The 16,450-nt window shown below is 70.4% G+C and carries 12 protein-coding genes and 4 pseudogenes; 5 read left to right on the top strand and 11 right to left on the bottom strand.

The window, feature by feature from the left end; all coding sequences use genetic code 11:
* Positions 1-98 precede the first annotated feature (98 nt).
* The 5 genes and pseudogenes from dnaG to ACU6WZ_RS20240 all read right to left on the bottom strand — a co-directional run bounded on the left by dnaG (position 99) and on the right by ACU6WZ_RS20240 (position 6,662).
* Complete coding sequence (gene dnaG, locus ACU6WZ_RS20260) at positions 99-2,021, bottom strand: DNA primase (protein WP_447029512.1); 1,923 nt, start codon at positions 2,019-2,021, stop codon at positions 99-101.
* Between the two features lie 77 nt (positions 2,022-2,098).
* On the bottom strand, positions 2,099-3,361 hold the full coding sequence (locus ACU6WZ_RS20255; RefSeq protein WP_447029511.1) for an NAD(P)/FAD-dependent oxidoreductase: 1,263 nt from the start codon (positions 3,359-3,361) through the stop codon (positions 2,099-2,101).
* 137 nt (positions 3,362-3,498) lie between these two features.
* A complete protein-coding gene (locus ACU6WZ_RS20250; RefSeq protein WP_447029509.1) occupies positions 3,499-4,908 on the bottom strand; it encodes a deoxyguanosinetriphosphate triphosphohydrolase in 1,410 nt (469 codons plus the stop codon).
* A 58-nt stretch (positions 4,909-4,966) separates the two neighbouring features.
* On the bottom strand, positions 4,967-5,722 hold the full coding sequence (locus ACU6WZ_RS20245) for a sirohydrochlorin chelatase (RefSeq protein ID WP_447029508.1): 756 nt from the start codon (positions 5,720-5,722) through the stop codon (positions 4,967-4,969).
* Positions 5,723-6,019: 297 nt separating this feature from the next.
* A pseudogene (locus ACU6WZ_RS20240) lies at positions 6,020-6,662 on the bottom strand (GNAT family N-acetyltransferase).
* A gap of 34 nt (positions 6,663-6,696) precedes the next feature.
* On the opposite strand from ACU6WZ_RS20240, the gene ACU6WZ_RS20235 reads away from it, so the two are divergent.
* Entirely contained in the window at positions 6,697-7,512 is an 816-nt protein-coding gene (locus ACU6WZ_RS20235) for a SanA/YdcF family protein (protein ID WP_447029507.1), read from the top strand.
* A 45-nt stretch (positions 7,513-7,557) separates the two neighbouring features.
* The gene (locus ACU6WZ_RS20230; protein ID WP_447029506.1) at positions 7,558-9,693 is read left to right on the top strand and encodes a molybdopterin oxidoreductase family protein; all 2,136 of its coding nucleotides are present in this window, start codon (positions 7,558-7,560) and stop codon (positions 9,691-9,693) included.
* On the opposite strand, the pseudogene cutA reads toward ACU6WZ_RS20230, so the two are convergent.
* Both cutA and ACU6WZ_RS20220 read right to left on the bottom strand, forming a co-directional pair.
* Positions 9,694-9,870 (bottom strand): annotated as a pseudogene (cutA, locus tag ACU6WZ_RS20225) (divalent cation tolerance protein CutA); the annotation flags it as partial.
* A 56-nt stretch (positions 9,871-9,926) separates the two neighbouring features.
* Positions 9,927-11,211 (bottom strand): annotated as a pseudogene (locus ACU6WZ_RS20220) (RNA-guided endonuclease InsQ/TnpB family protein).
* 23 nt (positions 11,212-11,234) lie between these two features.
* Here ACU6WZ_RS20220 and tnpA point away from each other — a divergent pair.
* The gene (gene tnpA / locus ACU6WZ_RS20215) at positions 11,235-11,663 is read left to right on the top strand and encodes an IS200/IS605 family transposase (protein ID WP_447029504.1); all 429 of its coding nucleotides are present in this window, start codon (positions 11,235-11,237) and stop codon (positions 11,661-11,663) included.
* Between the two features lie 94 nt (positions 11,664-11,757).
* On the opposite strand, the gene ACU6WZ_RS20210 is transcribed toward tnpA, so the two are convergent.
* The 4 genes from ACU6WZ_RS20210 to ACU6WZ_RS20195 all read right to left on the bottom strand — a co-directional run bounded on the left by ACU6WZ_RS20210 (position 11,758) and on the right by ACU6WZ_RS20195 (position 14,806).
* On the bottom strand, positions 11,758-12,222 hold the full coding sequence (locus ACU6WZ_RS20210; protein WP_447029503.1) for a DUF2867 domain-containing protein: 465 nt from the start codon (positions 12,220-12,222) through the stop codon (positions 11,758-11,760).
* 172 nt (positions 12,223-12,394) lie between these two features.
* Entirely contained in the window at positions 12,395-12,727 is a 333-nt protein-coding gene (locus ACU6WZ_RS20205) for an integrase core domain-containing protein (protein WP_447029502.1), read from the bottom strand.
* Positions 12,708-14,102, bottom strand: a complete 1,395-nt coding sequence (locus ACU6WZ_RS20200) for an IS30 family transposase (RefSeq protein WP_447029501.1) — start codon at positions 14,100-14,102, stop codon at positions 12,708-12,710. The genes ACU6WZ_RS20205 and ACU6WZ_RS20200 overlap by 20 nt, the downstream gene beginning before the upstream one ends.
* Positions 14,069-14,806: a DDE-type integrase/transposase/recombinase gene (locus ACU6WZ_RS20195; protein ID WP_447029500.1), complete on the bottom strand. Its 738-nt coding sequence runs from the start codon at positions 14,804-14,806 to the stop codon at positions 14,069-14,071. Before ACU6WZ_RS20195 ends, ACU6WZ_RS20200 begins: the two co-directional genes overlap by 34 nt.
* A gap of 82 nt (positions 14,807-14,888) precedes the next feature.
* Between ACU6WZ_RS20195 and ACU6WZ_RS20190 the strand changes: the two are divergent.
* Together ACU6WZ_RS20190 and ACU6WZ_RS20185 are read left to right on the top strand one after the other, a co-directional pair.
* A pseudogene (locus ACU6WZ_RS20190) lies at positions 14,889-14,996 on the top strand (type I methionyl aminopeptidase); the annotation flags it as partial.
* Positions 14,997-15,167: 171 nt separating this feature from the next.
* On the top strand, positions 15,168-16,334 hold the full coding sequence (locus ACU6WZ_RS20185) for an IS630 family transposase (protein WP_447034152.1): 1,167 nt from the start codon (positions 15,168-15,170) through the stop codon (positions 16,332-16,334).
* Positions 16,335-16,450 lie beyond the last annotated feature (116 nt).

Here is a 16,450-nt window from a genome sequence, read left to right as displayed (position 1 = left end):
CAGTGTGGCGTACGACACGTCGCCGCTACGAGGGTCGTGCGGTGACTTTTTGAGACCGGTCCGTCACCGGATGGTGACCCGCGTCGCCCGGCGCGGCGTCAGAGCGCCGCCGCACCGTGGTTGCGGAGGGACTGGGCGTACTGCTGGAGGACCCACAGCTCGTTCTGTACGGCGGCCAATTGCCCGGGGTCCGCGTGCGGGCCGCCGAGGCGGGCCAGAGTGCCCTGGACGTCGAGGATGCGGCGGTCGACGGCGCGCAGCCGTACGCGAATCAGCTGCTCGCCCGCGTAGAGCTCGTCCACCGTCTTGCGCAGGATGGCCTCGACCGCGAGCTCGGTGACCAGCGCCCGTACGGTGTCGTTCGGGGCGGTCTCGCGGACCCTGGCCAGGTAGTCGGATGCGTTCTGCGCGCCCTGCTCCGCGCCGCCCGCCGCCTCGATGGTCTGTCGCACCACGGCGTACGGAGGGGCGGTGAACTCGTCCGCGCCGTACGCGTCGAACGCCGGGGAGACCAGCTCGGGCCGCTGGAGGGCGAGTTTCAGCAGTTCGCGCTCAGTCCGGTGCGCGGGGCTGCGCAGGTTCAGAGCAGGGCCCGAAGGGGCAGCAGGGGTGGCGGACGAGGACGGGCCCACGTCGTACGAGGGGGCCGTGCGGCGGGGCCCCGGCGCGGCGGGGCCCCGGCCGCCCCGGTCGCGGGCCCACCGGGCGAGCTGGGCGACGCGCTTGACGACGAACTGTGTGTCGAGGATGCCGAGGATGCCCGCGAGCTGCACCGCGGACTCGTGCTGGATCGCGATGTTCTTGATGTTCGCGACGATCGGGGCGGCCTCGTCGAGCGCCGCCGCCCGCCCGGCCGGGGTCTCCAGGTTGTGCCGGGACACGACGTGGCGGATGGCGAACTCGAAGAGCGGTGTGCGCGTTTCGACGAGCGACGCCACCGCCGCGTCGCCCTTGGCGAGGCGCAGGTCGCAGGGGTCCATGCCGCCGGGGGTGATCGCGATGGACGTCTCGGCGGCGAACTTCTGGTCGTCCTCGAAGGCCCGCAGCGCCGCTTTCTGGCCGGCCGCGTCGCCGTCGAAGGTGAAGACGACTTCCGCCGACGCGTTGTCCATCAGGAGCCTGCGGAGGATCTTGATGTGATCGCCGCCGAAGGATGTGCCGCAGGTGGCGATCGCGGTGGTGACACCGGCCAGGTGGCAGGCCATGACGTCGGTGTAGCCCTCGACGACCACCGCCGTGCGGGTCTTCGCGATCTCCTTCTTGGCGAGGTCGATGCCGTACAGCACCTGGGACTTCTTGTAGATCGCCGTCTCGGGGGTGTTGAGGTACTTCGGCCCGTTGTCGTCGTCGCGCAGCTTGCGGGCGCCGAAGCCGACGACCTCGCCGGTGATGTCCCGGATCGGCCACATCAGGCGGCCGCGGAAGCGGTCGATGGGGCCGCGGCGGCCCTCCTGGGAGAGGCCGGAGAGGGTCAGCTCCTTGTCGGAGAAGCCCTTGCCGCGCAGGTAGCGGGTGAGGTGGTCCCAGCCGGCCGGGCTGTAGCCGACACCGAAGTGCTGCGCGGCGCTCTGCTCGAAGCCGCGCTCGGCCAGGAACTTGCGGCCGATCTCCGCCTCGGCCGAGTCGAGCTGCTCGACGTAGAACTGCGCGGCGGCCTTGTGCGCCTCGACCAGCCGGACGCGCTCGCCGCGCTGGTGGGTGGGGTTGTAGCCGCCTTCTTCGTACCGCAGGGTGATGCCCGCCAGGCCGGCGAGGCGCTCGACGGTCTCCGAGAAGGAGAGATGGTCGATCTTCATCACGAAGGCGATGGTGTCGCCGCCCTCCTGGCAGCCGAAGCAGTGGAAGAGACCCTTGCTCGGGCTGACCTGGAAGGACGGCGACTTCTCGTCGTGGAAGGGGCACAGCCCCTTCAGGTTGCCGCCGCCGGCGCTGCGGAGCTGGAGGTACTCGGAAACAACGGCGTCGATCGGGACCGCGTCCCGGACCGCCTTCACGTCGTCATCGTTGATCCTGCCTGCCACCCGTGAAGTGTACGGCGGCGCTCGGACACCGCTCGGACACTCCCGTCGGCCCGGACACCTGAGAAGCTGCTGTCGGCTCAGCGGAGCAGCGAGTCCAGGCTCACCGACGGGTCGGCGAGCACGTCGGGGTCGACCTGGGCGCCGCCGCGGATGAGCGCCTGGACGGTATCGGTGACGTCCCACACGTTCACGTTCATGCCCGCGAGCACCCGCCGGTCCTTGAGCCAGAAGGCGATGAACTCGCGCTTGCCCACATCGCCGCGGGCGACGACCTGGTCGTACGAGCCGGGCGGAGCCCAGCCGGAGTATTCGAGCCCTAGGTCGTACTGGTCGGAGAAGAAGTACGGGATGCGGTCGTACGCCGCCTCCTGGCCCAGCATCGCGCGGGCGGCCGCCGGGCCGCCGTTCAGGGCGTTGGCCCAGTGCTCGACGCGCAGCCGGGTACGGAGCAGCGGGTGGTGTGCCGCGGCGACGTCGCCGGCCGCGTGGATGTCGGGGTCGGAGGTGCGCAGGGCGGCGTCCACGGCGATTCCGCCGCCGTGGGCCCGGTCGACGAGGGTCAGGCCCGCGGCTTCGGCGAGGCCGGTGCGCGGGGCGGCGCCGATCGCGGCGAGAACGTCGTGGGCGGGGTGCTCCTCGCCGTCGTCGGTGCGGGCGGCCAGAACCATGCCGTCCTGGCCGACGATCTCGGTGAGGCGGGCGCCGAAGTGGAAGCGGACCCCGTGCTCACGGTGCAGGTCGGTGAAGAGCTGGCCGAGTTCGGGGCCGAGGACCTGGTGGAGGGGGGTCGGCTCGGCCTCGATGACGGTGACCTCGGCGCCGTAACCGCGCGCGGCAGCCGCGACCTCCAGGCCGATCCAGCCGGCGCCGGCGATGACGAGGTGCCCGTTGTCGCGGCCGAGGGAGGCCAGGACGCCGCGCAGCCGCTCGGCGTGGGCGAGGCGGCGCAGGTGGTGCACGCCGGCGAGGTCGGTGCCGGGGATGTCGAGCCGGCGCGGCTCGGCGCCGGTGGCGAGCAGCAGCTTGTCGTAGCGGACGGCGGTGCCGTCGCCGAGCAGGACGGTGCGGTTCTCGCGGTCGAGCTGGACGACGGACTGGCCGAGGTGCAGCTCGATGTCGGCCTGGGCGTACCAGCCGGGTTCGTGCACGAAGACGCTGTCGCGTTCCTCCTTGCCCTGCAGGAACCCCTTGGACAGGGGCGGGCGTTCGTAGGGATGGTCGCGTTCGTCCCCGATGAGGATCACCCGGCCGGTGAACCCCTCACTGCGGAGAGTCTCGGCGGCCTTCGCCCCCGCCAGCCCTCCACCGACGATGACGAACGTCAGATCTGCGTCGACCACTTGGTGCCTCCTCTGTGCCTGCCCACACGCTACGCCGCCGATATTCGAGCGTCCCGCACAGAGCGTGATGCCGAAAGAGGGGGGTGTGGCGTGGGCGTGTCGCGGGGGTGGCCTGAATGTGTCGCGCGGATGATCCGTCAGCGCCCTCTGCGGGCGGTGAGACGGGCGTGCAGGGAGCGCGCGGCCGCGTCGGTGAAGCACGCGATCTGGTCGACGATGACGCGTTTACGCGCCCGGTCGTCGGGCGCGTCGGCGAACAGCGCGCGGAACTGCGGGTCCAGGCCTTCGGGGGCGCGGGCCGTCAGTGCCTCGGCGAGTTCGGCGATGACGATGCGCTGGTCGGCGCGGAGCCGCTCCTGTTCGTCACGCTGTATGACATAGCGGTCGGCGACAGCCTTGAGAACGGCGCATTCGTGACGGACCTCGCGCGGGACGACCAGTTCGGCGGCGTACCGGGTGAGTCTGCCCGTGCCGTACGCCTCGCGGGTCGCGCCCTCCGCCGAGAGGCAGAAGCGGCCGATGAGCTGGCTGGTCGCGTCCTTCAGCCGGGCCTGGGCGAGCGCCGATCCGTCGTACCCGTGCGGCCACCACTCCTGGTCGAGGAGACGGTCGAGTGCGGCGGCCAGCTCGTCGGGGCTGGTGTCCGGGGGTACGTACCGTCCGACGGCCACGGCGAAGATCTCGCGGCGCTCGGGCTCGGCGAAGAGCAGGTTGGGGTCGAGGTGGCCGGCGTGCAGACCGTCCTCGAAGTCGTGCACCGAGTACGCCACGTCGTCGGACCAGTCCATGACCTGGGCCTCGAAGCACTGGCGGTGGGCGGGTGCGCCCGCGCGGGCCCAGTCGAAGACGGGCAGGTCGTCCTCGTACACCCCGAACTTCGACGAGCCGGGGTCGGTGGGGTGGCCGCCGCGCGGCCAGGGGTACTTGGTGGCGGCGTCGAGGGCGGCGCGGGTGAGGTTGAGGCCAACGCTGACGAGCTCACCGGTCTGCGGGGACCGGACAAAGCGTTTGGGTTCCAGGCGGGCGAGGAGGCGCAGCGACTGGGCGTTGCCCTCGAAGCCGCCGCAGTCCTTGGCGAAGTCGTTGAGCGCCTGTTCGCCGTTGTGCCCGAAGGGCGGATGGCCCATGTCGTGGGCCAGGCAGGCGGTCTCGACGAGGTCGGGGTCGCAGCCGAGGGCCGCGCCGAGCTCCCGGCCGACCTGGGCGCACTCCAGGGAGTGGGTGAGGCGGGTACGGGGGCTGGCGTCCCATACCTGGCTGCTGGAGCCGGGGGTGACGACCTGGGTCTTGCCGGCGAGGCGGCGCAGGGAGGCGGAGTGCAGCACGCGGGCGCGGTCGCGCTGGAAGGCGGTCCTGCCGGGGCGTTTGTCGGGCTCGGTGTCCCAGCGCTCGGTAGCGGCGCTGTCGTAGAGGGCGGCGTTGAGCGGCTCGGCGTGGCCGGGGTGGGCGGCGTGGGCGGCGTGGGCGGCACCGGCCTGGGCGCTGGCCTGGGCCTGGGCGTGCTGCTGGTTCTCGTCGTGCTGGGGTGCGTGCGCGGTGCCTTCCATGGACCGACAGTAATCGCAGAGTCTGACAGCCGGTGCTCGGCCGGTGCTCGGCCGGTGCTCAGGCCGCGGTCAGCTCGCGTGGGATCGGTGTCCCGGTGCGGGCGGCGAGGGCCTGGTCGTACCGGAGCAGGAGCAGCCGGGCCAGCGCCGGGTGGGTGCCCAGCGGCTTGGCGGCGATCCCTGGTGCGGCGGCGGCTGTCTGGGTGGCGAAGCGGCCGGGGGCGGTGAAGTGCGAGGCCACGGCGGCCCGGTGGCGGCCCCGCGCGGCGAGGGCGCGCACGGCTTCGGTGACGGTGGGTGCGGCGGCGGACGCGTAGGCGGCGACGACGGGGACTCCGCCGAGGCGTTCGCTGAGCATCGCGGCCGTACGGCGGGTGTCGGCGGCCGACTCGGGGTCGCGGGAGCCGGCGGCGGCCAGCACGACGCCGCTGCCCGGGTGCGCACAGTCGCCGTCGTGCCAGCCGGCCTCGGTGAGCCGGTCGTACAGCGCCTCGACGAGCAGGGGGTGCGGCCCGAGCGGGGCTGCGATGCGGGTCCGCAGGTGGGGGGCGGTGGCGGCGGCCTGCGGCAGGTCGTGCTTGACGTGGTGGCCCCGGCCGAACAGCAGCGGTACGAGGACGGCCGCGCCGGGGGCGAGGTGGGCGAGCGTGTCGGTCAGCAACGGCTCGTTGAGTTCGATGTGCCCGAGCCGTACGTCGAGACCGGGCCGCAGCTCACGGACCCGCTCCAGCAGCGCGGTGACCGTGCGCAGCGCCGCCGGGTCGCGGCTGCCGTGGGCGACGGCGACGAGGGGAGGGCGTGGGGTTGCTGTCATGGGCGGCGGGCTCCGTTCAGGGAGACGTGCCTCAGCTGCGTGCCGAGCTGGTTCCGTCGTGGACCGATACTGCCGGGCGCACGTTGCGGGGCCGTTGCGTGGCGGTGACGGGTGTTTTCCGTGGGCTCACGGTGGGGGCGGGGGTGGTGTCAGGTGCGGGGCGCGCGGCGGAGTGCGGGGCCGCCGGGAGCGCGGTCGGGCCGCATGCTGGGGCCACGCACCGGACCCCGGTCCGCCGGACGGGCTGGAACCCTGCCGGGGAAGTTCGAGGACATGTCCGAAGGGTGTCCCCTCAGGCTACGCCCCGAAGAGTTCCCGGCAAGGTTCCAGCCCCGCCACCCCCACCCGCACGGACCGCCGCGCCGCCCAGTCCTCCCGCGTCAGCCTCAGCCGCGTCACCGTTGTGGCCCGGCCGCGCACCGAGGTGACCATCCGGCCGTCCGGGCGGTAGCCGAAGCTTTTCCGACACCCGCAGCGAGCGCGGATTGTCCGTCATCGCCGCCGAGGTGACGTGGCGCGCTCCCAGCTCCTCGAACGCCAGGTGCAGCACCGCCGCCCGCATCTCGGTGCCGATGCCCCGGCCCTGGTGTGCCAGGCCGAGCCAGGAGCCGGTCTCGCCCTCCCGGGTCACCGGGAAGTCGTCCGTCATGAGGTCCTGCCGGCCGACGGCCCTGCCCCCGTACCGTACGGCGAGACTGAGCGTCCACTTCTGCGGCCGCCACTGTGCGACGGCGCCGAGGACGTGCTGGAAGGTCGCCCGCGCGCGGTCCCGCGGAGTCCCGTCCGTCCACGGCACCGTGAACGGCATGTCCGCCTCGTCGTGCACGCCATCGGCCGCGACCGCGGCGAGTTCGTCGAGGACTTCGCCTTCGGGCACCAGCAGTTCGCGGCGGGGCGTCGTGATGCGCAACCCGTACAGGGGCCAGACACGTCTGCTCATGGACAGATGATTCCAGTCGGGGGCGGGCAGCAGCATGCGATTTTCAGTGGGCCGAGCGCGGCGACGTACGGCGGCAGGGCGGCGGCCGGGGCTCCCGGGCCGCCGCCTCGCACGCACCCGGCGCGCCCAGCGGCGTACCGTGCAGGCCCTCGCGCTCGCGTGCGTCCTCGCGCTGGCGCCCGCCACCTGGCTGCACGCCGTCGCCGACAGCCGGGTCGGGACGACCGCCGACGCCCCGGCGCGTGACGTGGTCGTCGTCTTCGGCGCCGGACTGTGGAAGGGCGGCCCGACGCCGTACCTCGCGCAGCGCCTCGACGCCGCCGCCGAGCTCTACCGCGCGGGCAAGGCGAAGGTGGTGCTCGTGACCGGCGACAACAGCCGAGCGGAGTACGACGAACCGGACGCCATGCGCACCTACCTCGTCCGTCACGGCGTGCCCGACGCCCACATCGTCAGCGACTTCGCGGGCTTCGACACCTGGGACTCGTGCGTACGCGCCAAAAAGATCTTCGGGGTCGACCGTGCGGTGCTGGTGAGCCAGGGATTCCACATCCGCCGGGCGACAGCGCTGTGCCGGTCGGCGGGGATCGACGCGTACGGCGTGGGGGTCGATGCCGTACGGGACGCGACCTGGTACTACGGCGGCGTACGGGAGATCCTCGCGGCCGGCAAGGCGGCGGCCGACGCGGCGACCGAGCCCGACCCGCACTTCCTGGGGCGCGAGGAGCCCGGTGTGGCCGAAGCGCTGGCGCGGGCGTCGGGGCGTGTGCCGGGGCCGGGGCCGGGGCCGGGGCCGGGTGCCTCACGGGGCGGCGCGGGCGGGGCGGAGGGCGGCGTACCTGGCCCGTAACCCGGCGCACCCGTCGGCGTAACACCGCTGACGCACGCTGACACCATGCCCCGCACCTCCGCCGGAACCACCCCGCCCGCGACCACCCCCGCCACCACCCCCACCCACTGCCCGTACTGCGCTCTCCAGTGCGGGATGGGCCTGCGCCCGGCGGGCGGCGTCAGCGAACCGGTGGAAGTCGTCGAGCGTACGGACTTCCCCGTGAACCGGGGCGCGTTGTGCGGCAAGGGCCGCACGGCGCCCGCTGTGCTCTCCTCCCGGGTGCGCCTGACCGAGCCGCTGGTCCGAAGCCCCGCCACAGGCCGGCTCGAAGCGGCCACCTGGGAGGAGGCCCTGGCCCGTACCGCCGAGGGACTCGGCCGTACCCGAGAGGTGTACGGGCGCGACGCGGTCGGCGTCTTCGGGGGTGGCGGGCTCACCAACGAGAAGGCATACGCACTCGGGAAGTTCGCCCGCGTCGTCCTGTCCACCTCGCAGATCGACTACAACGGCCGTTTCTGCATGTCGTCCGCGGCTGCCGCCCACCAGAAGGCCTTCGGCCTCGACCGTGGTCTGCCGTTCCCCCTGGAGGACATCCCGCGCACCGGCTGCGTGATCCTCGTCGGGTCGAACCTCGCCGAGACGATGCCGCCCGCGCTGCGCTACCTCACCGAGCTGCGGGGCAACGGCGGCAAGCTCATCGTCGTCGACCCGCGCCGCACCCGCACCGCCGAACAGGCCGACCTGCACCTCGCCCCGCGTCCCGGCACCGACCTGGCGTTGGCGCTGGGGCTGTTGCACCTCGTCGTGGCACGAGGCCATACGGACGACGACTTCATCGCGGCCCGCACCTCCGGCTGGGACGAGACACGGGCGGCCGTCATGGCGCACTGGCCGGAATTCGTCGAGCGCATCACCGGCGTACCGGTCCCCCAACTCCGCGACGCGGTACGGATGTGGGGCGACGCGGAGACGGGCATGGTGCTCACCGCACGCGGCCCGGAGCAGCAGTCCAAGGGCACCGACACGGTCGGCGCGTGGATCAACCTCTGCCTCGCGACGGGCCGTGCGGGACGGCCGCTGTCCGGTTACGGCTGCCTCACGGGCCAGGGCAACGGCCAGGGCGGCCGCGAGCACGGCCAGAAGGCCGACCAGCTGCCCGGCTACCGTAAGCTCACCGACCCGGCCGCGCGCGAACACGTCGCCGGGGTGTGGGGCGTCGACCCCGACAGCCTGCCGGGCCCCGGACGCAGCGCGTACGAACTTCTCGACGCGCTCGGCGGCGACATCAAGTCACTGCTGCTGATGGGCTCGAACCCGGTCGTCTCCGCGCCGCGCGCCGCCCACATCGAGGAGCGGCTGCGCTCGCTCGACTTCCTCGCCGTCGCCGACGTCGTCCTCTCCGAGACCGCCGCGCTCGCGGACGTGGTGCTTCCGGTCACCCAGTGGGCGGAGGAGACGGGAACCACGACGAACCTGGAGGGCCGGGTCCTGCTGCGCCGCAAGGCGATCGACCCGCCCCCCGGTGTCCGTACGGACCTGCAGGTCCTGCACGGCCTCGCCGCGCTCCTCGGGCACGAGAAGGGCTTCCCCGTGGACCCCGAGGAGGTCTTCGGGGAGCTGCGCCGCGCTTCGGCGGGCGGCCCGGCGGACTACTCCGGCATCTCCTACCGGCGGATCGCGGACGAGGACGGCGTGTTCTGGCCCTGCCCGGAGACGGCACCCGAGCGGGAGGACCACCCCGGCACGCCCCGCCTCTTCCTGAACGGTTTCGCGACCCCGGACGGCCGGGCCCGCTTCGTGCCGGTCGCGCACCGGCCGGCGGCCGAGGAGACGGACGCGGAGTACCCGGTGATCCTGACGACGGGCCGGGTCGTGGCGCAGTACCAGTCGGGAGCCCAGACCCGCCGCGTCGACGAACTGAACGCAGCCGCGCCGGGCCCCTTCGTGGAACTGCACCCGCGCCTCGCGCAGCGCCTGGGCGCGGCGGACGGCGACCGGCTGGCGGTGGTGTCGCGGCGGGGGCGGGCGGTGGCGCCGGCCCGGATCACGGAGGCGATCCGCTCGGACACGGTCTTCATGCCGTTCCACTGGCCGGGCGAGGGCCGGGCCAACACGCTGACGAACCCTGCGCTGGACCCGACGTCGCGGATGCCGGAGTTCAAGGTGTGCGCGGTACGGGTCGAACTCGCCCAGGACTGATCACCGGGGGCCCGCTTCTTCCTGCACCCAAGCCAGGTACTCGGCGCTTCCGCGCACCACGGCCGTAGCGATGATCTCGGGCGTCTCATAGTGGTGCGCGCCCTTGATGTGCGCCTCCAGTTCCTCGTACCGCTCCCCCACGGTCTTGAAGAGCACCTGCCACTCCTCGCTGGTCTCCACCTCACCCTTCCACCGTTGGAGTGCTCTCCTGGCTGAGGCCGGGAGATTCCTGCCTACCTTGCGGTGGCGGGTTTGACGCGGCGGGCGCGCCTGACGACTGCCCTCCCGGCAGCCGGGACGAGCGCGAGGCCCATCCGGTACAGGTGCAAGACGTTCCGGGACGCGTTGTGGTCGACGCTCCCTTCCCAGCCGCACTCGGGGTTCTTGCACACGAACACGGCCTGTGACTCCCGGCTGCCGGGTGTGGTGAACCCACAGGCCGAGCAGCGCTGGGAGGTGCCGGGGGCGGGGACCTTGTGCAGGGTGCCGCCGCGCTGGGCGGTCTTGTACGTCAGCATCGTCACGGCCCGTCCCCATGCCTGCTGGCTGATGGCACGGTTCAGGCCGGACTTCTGGGCGACGTTCTTCCCCGGCTGGTAGATGGTGCCCTTGGCGGACTTGACCATGTTCGTGATGGTGAGTGCTTCGACCACCACCACGCTGTACTTGACGGCGATGGCGGTGGTGGTCTTGTGCTGCCAGTCGACGGCCCGGCGCTTGGCTTTGGCGCGGAGCTGGGCGATCTGGTCGTAGGTGCGGTGCAGACGGCGGGAGGACTTCTCGCCGGGCTTGCGATGGTTCTTGCGCTTCGCGGCGCGCTGCTCCAGACGCAGCAGCTTGGCCTGTTCCTTCTTGGTCAGCCACTCGCCGTGGGGTCTTGGTGTCGCCGTCGGAGAGGGCGAGGGGGACAGTGATGCCGACGTCGATGCCGACCTCCGGCCCCTGATGCGGCTCGGGCTTGGCCACCAGGGTCTGGACGCGGAAGGCAATGTGCCAGCCCACTGCGTCCTTGACCAGCCGGGCCCCGGTGATCCGGTTCTCCAAGTTGGCGCGCTTGCCGACGGGGAGGTCTTTGGTCCAGCGGAACCGGACTCGCCCGAGTCTGGGGATGTTGACCAGGCCCCACCGGCGGTGTACACGGATGATGTTCAGGTCCCGGCCCTGCGGGATGTCCACCGACATCACCGACCGGAAGCGGCCCTTGAAGTTCGGGGCGTCCGCACGCCCCTCCCAGCAGTTCTTCCACGCCTGGACGTACGTCTTGAGCACAGCCTGCGCGGCCTGAGCCGGAAGCACCGCGAGGAAGTCGATGTCGCCCCGGGCCCGGCGGATCGCGGCGTCCGCGTTTACCAGGGTCCGCTGGTCCTTCGGCATCATCTGCCACCACGCGTGCAGCAGATTCCACATCGTGCGCGCCGCGTGCGCCTGCTCATCCGCCTTGACCGTGAGCGCGAGAGACAGTGCCAGTCGGGCACGATGCCCGAACTGCCGCTTCTCATAGTCGCGTTCTGTGCCCACGCAATCACTGTACCATTTGGTTCATGTCGCCACGGTGGAACCCGAATCCCGATGTACGCACCGGCCGTCACGTTGTCCATAACCTGCATGCCCACTTGGTGTTCGTCACCAAGTACCGGCGCAGGGCCTTCACCGACGAGATGCTGACCCGCTGCGAGGAGATCATGCGGGAGGTCTGCACCGACTTCGAGGCCGAGCTGAAACAGTTCAACGGGCAAGAGGGCCACGTCCACCTGCTCGTCCACTACCCGCCCAAGGTCCCACTCTCGAAGCTGGTCAACTCCCTCAAGGGCGTCAGCTCCCGGTACCTGCGGCAGGAATACGACAGCCACGTAAGCCAATACCTGTGGGGCGGACACTTCTGGTCCGGCTCCTACTTCGCCAGCTCGTGTGGCGGAGCACCCCTCACCGCCGTCCACCAGTACATCGAGAACCAGCAACGGCCAGTCTGACCGTCACCCCGAGGCGCAGCGAACTCCGGCGCTCCGCGCCTCCGCGCCAAGGACACCCTTCACCCCGCCCTGAAGGGCGGAGCACTGGGCGAGATCAGAGGTAGACGGCCATCTGACCGTGGTAGCCGCCCGTCCGGTCCGGGACCCAGCCGATGTGCATGACCCCGCGAACGGTCCGGTTGGCGATCTCCGCGGCCCACTCGTCGTCGAGCAGATACAGCGACGTGAAGCGGTCCAGGTGCGGGCCGGATGGGGCTTCGCGCAGATCTACCGGCAACCGTTCGCGGAGGGTCGGCACCCTGGAGCCCAGGCCGGCGTCCGGGCGGTCCCAGCCGAGCAGCTTCCCGATCTTCCACCGGATCGCCCAGAGCATGCGCGCGGCGCGGGAGGAGCCTTGTTCCGGGTCGATGCCACCCGAGGCGATCAGCCGCACCAGTTGAGGGAAGTCACCCCGGTCGCCCTGCGTCGGCAGCGCCCACACGTCTTCGAGCCGAAAGTCTCGAGTGATGTCGTGGATACGCCAGTGCCCGGAGGTCTGCGCGGCGTTTGGGAGCCTCATGCATGGACTCCGTCCATACGGTGACGTACAGGTCCGGTACTCAGCTTAGAGGTCGCGCAGATAGGCGCGGTGGGGGAGCCCTGGGCGAAACAGGCACAGGTCCTGGGCGATCACGTAATTGTCCGCTCTGTGTTTTCCCGGGGTCTGAACCGTTCCGGGTTCGGTAGAGGCTCTAGATTGTGGCTTTGACCTGCGGTTCTTGCGAGTTTTGGTAGTGGATGGCTTCGTATTCGGAGGGTGGGACGTGGCCTATCTCACCGTGGAGTCGACGATGGTTGTACCAGTCGACGTACTCGGCGGTGGCCAGCTCGATGTCGCTCAGGGCTTTCCAGGGCCGCTGCGGCTTGATGAGTTCGGTTTTGTAGAGCCCGATGGTCGATTCCATCAGGGCGTTGTCGAGGGCGTCTCCGACGGTGCCGATGGACGCGGCGATCTGTTCGGCGGCCAGGTGGGTGGCGAGACGGAAGCTGGTGTATTGCTTGGGTTCAAGGAGTCGTCGCAACACTTCCGCTTTGTGTCGATAGTAGGTGACTGTCGAGAGTCTCGGCTGGGGTCCTCCAGCCAAGGGTCTTGCGAGGTCTGCTGTTAAGGGCGGCGGCGACGGCGGCGAGGTCTTCGCGGGTGTGCCTGCTGAGGTCGGTGCCCTTCGGGAAGTACTGCCGTAGCAGGCCGTTGGTATTCTCATTGGTTCCGCGCTGCCAGGGGCTGTGCGGGTCGGCGAAGTAGATCTCCAGACCTGTGTCGATGCGGAGCAGGGCGTGCTGCGCCAGTTCCGAACCCTGGTCCCAGGTAAGGGACTTGCGGAGCTGGGAGGGAAGGTCGACGATCACTTCCGCGAGGGCTGCACGTACGGCCTCGGCTCCGTGACCGGCAAGCGCGGGGCCGTTCTTGGTCCGTGGGCCGCCGTGGCCGGGCATCGGCGGCAGGTGCAACAGCATCGTGAACCTGCTGCTGCGTTCCACCAGGGTGCCGATCGCGGAGCTGTTCAGGCCGATGATGAGGTCGCCCTCCCAGTGACCGGGGACCGCCCGGTCCTCCACCTCAGCCGGCCGCTGACTGATCAGCACCTCCTCGGTGACGAATTTCTTCCCCCGGCCAGCGGTGCGGGCCCGGGGCACTCGTAGGGCTCGGCCGGTACGCAGGCAGGCGACGAGTTCACGCTTCAGCCCGCCGCGGCCCTGGACGTAGAGCGCCTGGTAGACCGCCTCGTGCGAGATACGCATGGACTCATCATCGGGGAAGTCGACCCTCAGCCGGTTGGATATCTGCTGTGGGCTCCACGATGTGGCCCAACGGCGGTCCTGACGCCTCGGCTTGTTCCGTCCCTTCCACCGCGATACCGCGGGCCCCGGCGCAGGTGCACCGTCCTGGTAGCGGATCTCTCCGGCCAGGCGGTCCTGGACGTACTCGTGCAGCCGCTCGTTGCCGGCCAGCTTGGACAGTTTCGGCCGCTGCGCGGCCAGTTCGGCCTTCCACTGCGCGATCGACGCCCGGTAGGCGAGCTGTCCATTGCGGGTGGCGGCGTTGCGCCGCAGTTCCCGCGAAATCGTCGAAGGGGTCCTGCCCAGCCTGCGGGCGATCTCCCGGACCCCGGCGTCCTGAGCCTTCAGCAGAGCGATCTCTTCACGCTCTTCGAAGGAGAGATACCTGCCCGACACCGGGCCAATCTGGATCGACGGCATCCCGCCACGTTCCCGGAACCACCGAGTTCCCACGGGCCCCGACACGCCGCACGCGATCGCCGCATCCTCACTGGTCAGCCCCTCAGCAATCTTCTTCCAGAAGACACGCTCCACATCCCGACGAATCGGCGGTCTGCCCGGCGATCGCATCGCCGGGCGCCCTGTTACCGCCGTCGTCCACCCAGTCGGCCGTCCCATCGGACACCTCCACGATCAAGGTGTTGCGACGACCGGTTGAATCCGCCTTGAGATCCGGCATCGGAATGATGTATCAACTCCCTTGCGGTAACGGGGTTTCCGGACCGGTCGCGTTGCCACAGACCCATTTCCAGTGCGGACAGCACCAGCGGGGTCTGCTTGTTCGTCGCTGCGGACCAGCCGACGATCCGGCGGGAGTAGGTGTCGACGAGGAACGCGACGTAGACGGTGCCGGACCAGGTGGCCACGTAGGTGAAGTCCGCGACCCACACCCGGTTGGGAGCACTGGCCACGAACTGCCGGCTGAGCCGGTCCGGGGCACGCTCGGCTTCTTTGTCCGCCACCGTGGTGACGACTTTCTTCCCTCGCACCGCCCCCACCAGACCTTCGGCCTTCATCAGCCGCTCGACGGTGCTGGCGATCTTGCGGCGTAGCCGGTCGTTCTCGACCGCGTCCGCGGACTTCTTGGGCCGGGCCGGGCTGGTCCGCCGGTCGACGAGCTTCTCCAGGGCGCCGGCGTCCCGGGCCTGGCGCCACTCCTGGATGTGCGAGTGGTACAGCCGCTCGCGGCGCAGGATCGCACCGCGCTCACCAGGTGCCTCGGCGGCGTCGTATTCGGTGACCATCCGCACCTTGTACTCGGGCGAGAAGGTACGGCGCTTCGGCTTCGGGGCCGGGTCGGCAGCGGGGTTCGTACTGGTCATGGGGGTGGTACTCCTGTTCGCACCCTCTCAGACTAACCCGGCATAACGGGATGTCTCACCCAAGGGTGGCAGGGAGGGCACCGACCCCGACGGATGGACCCTGCGCACGATCGACGGCAGCCGAGCCGCCCACATCGAACACACCATCGCCATCACCAAGGACGGCCCCCGCATCCTCACCCTGCCCTGACCTCGAATCCGCTCACACGTGTTGGCAGACGACGTCAACCACGCGGGAATCACAGACGGGCGATCGCAGGCCATACCAGCGTCGAGCCCGGTGGGGAGCGCGAAGCGGCGTGTCGGCGCAGGGTGCTTGACCGTTCCCAACGATCTTCCCGAGATTGGCCGGTTGCCTTCCATGCCCCTGGCCCGAGCCATATCTCTTACCTTGACCGGCTCCCAGCGCCGCCGGTTGAAGACGATGGCCTACGGCCACAAGACCGAATATCAGGCCCGACAGCGGGCATCGATCGTGCTACTTGCGGCACGGGGGCACTCCAACGCCCGAATAGCAACAGATACCCGTCTGCACGTGGACACGGTGCGGACCTGGCGGGGCCGGTTCGCTGCCGGCGGCTTACCCGCCCTGGCTGACCGCAGGCGCTCCGGACGCCCAGCGCGGTTCACCCCGGCGCAGGTCACCGAAGTCAAGGCGCTGACCTGCCAGTTACCCGCGGAGACCGGTATCCCGCTATCACGCTGGCCATGCCCGGAACTCGCACGCGAGGCCGTCCTACGAGGCATCGCCCGGTCCGTGTCGGCGTCCACCGTGCGCCGCTGGCTGACGCAGGACGCACTCAAGCCCTGGCAGTACCGCTCCTGGATCTTCATCCGCGACCCGGACTTCCGCGCCAAAGCCGCCCGCGTCCTGGACCTCTATGCCGGCACCTGGCAGGGCACCGCTCTCGACGAGGACGAGTACGTGATCTCCAGCGACGAGAAGACCTCCATCCAGGCCCGCTGCCGCTGCCACCCGACCCTGGCCCCCGGACAAGCACGCGCCATGCGCGTCAACCACGAGTACGGCCGCGGCGGCGCCCTGGCCTACCTCGCCGCCTACGACGTCCACCACGCGAAGGTCTTCGGCCGCTGCGAGCCCAAGACCGGCATCGCACCCTTCACAGCCCTGGTCACCCAGGTCATGACCACCGAGCCCTACGCCAACGCCAAACGCGTCTTCTGGATCGTCGACAACGGCTCCTCCCACCGTGGCAAGAGAGCCATCGATCGCCTGACCAATGCGTTCCCGAACGCGGTCATGGTCCACACTCCCATTCACGCCTCCTGGACGAACCAGATCGAGATCTTCTTCTCCATCGTCCAACGCAAGGTCGTCAGGCCCAACGACTTCACAGACCTCGTCGAGGTCCGGGACCGGCTCCGAGCATTCGAAGACCGCTACAACGCCACGGCACAGCCATACCAGTGGAAGTTCACCACCTCCGACCTGGACGATCTACTGGCCCGACTCGACCGACACACACTCGGCCAACACGAAGAATCCTCCGCCCCACAGCCAGCATGATCAACCCCCGAAGGACTTCCAGAGTCGACCACTTTGACCCGTCGGTCTTGACCGGGCAGGGCGGCGAGCCGGCTGGTCAGGAGTCGGTTGATCTCGTCGGGGCGCTCCTGCTGGAT

The sequence above is a fragment of the Streptomyces hypolithicus genome (assembly GCF_052934925.1).
This window is presented reverse-complemented; position numbering and strand designations above follow the sequence as displayed.

Coding starts and splice junctions, on each gene's coding strand:
- ACU6WZ_RS20250 (WP_447029509.1), bottom strand. CDS start 4,908: ATGGAAGGCACCGCGCACGCACCCCAGCACGACGAGAACCAGCAGCAC.
- ACU6WZ_RS20245 (WP_447029508.1), bottom strand. CDS start 5,722: ATGACAGCAACCCCACGCCCTCCCCTCGTCGCCGTCGCCCACGGCAGC.
- ACU6WZ_RS20235 (WP_447029507.1), top strand. CDS start 6,697: ATGCGATTTTCAGTGGGCCGAGCGCGGCGACGTACGGCGGCAGGGCGG.
- ACU6WZ_RS20230 (WP_447029506.1), top strand. CDS start 7,558: ATGCCCCGCACCTCCGCCGGAACCACCCCGCCCGCGACCACCCCCGCC.
- tnpA (WP_447029504.1), top strand. CDS start 11,235: ATGTCGCCACGGTGGAACCCGAATCCCGATGTACGCACCGGCCGTCAC.
- ACU6WZ_RS20210 (WP_447029503.1), bottom strand. CDS start 12,222: ATGAGGCTCCCAAACGCCGCGCAGACCTCCGGGCACTGGCGTATCCAC.
- ACU6WZ_RS20200 (WP_447029501.1), bottom strand. CDS start 14,102: ATGGGACGGCCGACTGGGTGGACGACGGCGGTAACAGGGCGCCCGGCG.
- ACU6WZ_RS20195 (WP_447029500.1), bottom strand. CDS start 14,806: ATGACCAGTACGAACCCCGCTGCCGACCCGGCCCCGAAGCCGAAGCGC.
- ACU6WZ_RS20185 (WP_447034152.1), top strand. CDS start 15,168: ATGCCCCTGGCCCGAGCCATATCTCTTACCTTGACCGGCTCCCAGCGC.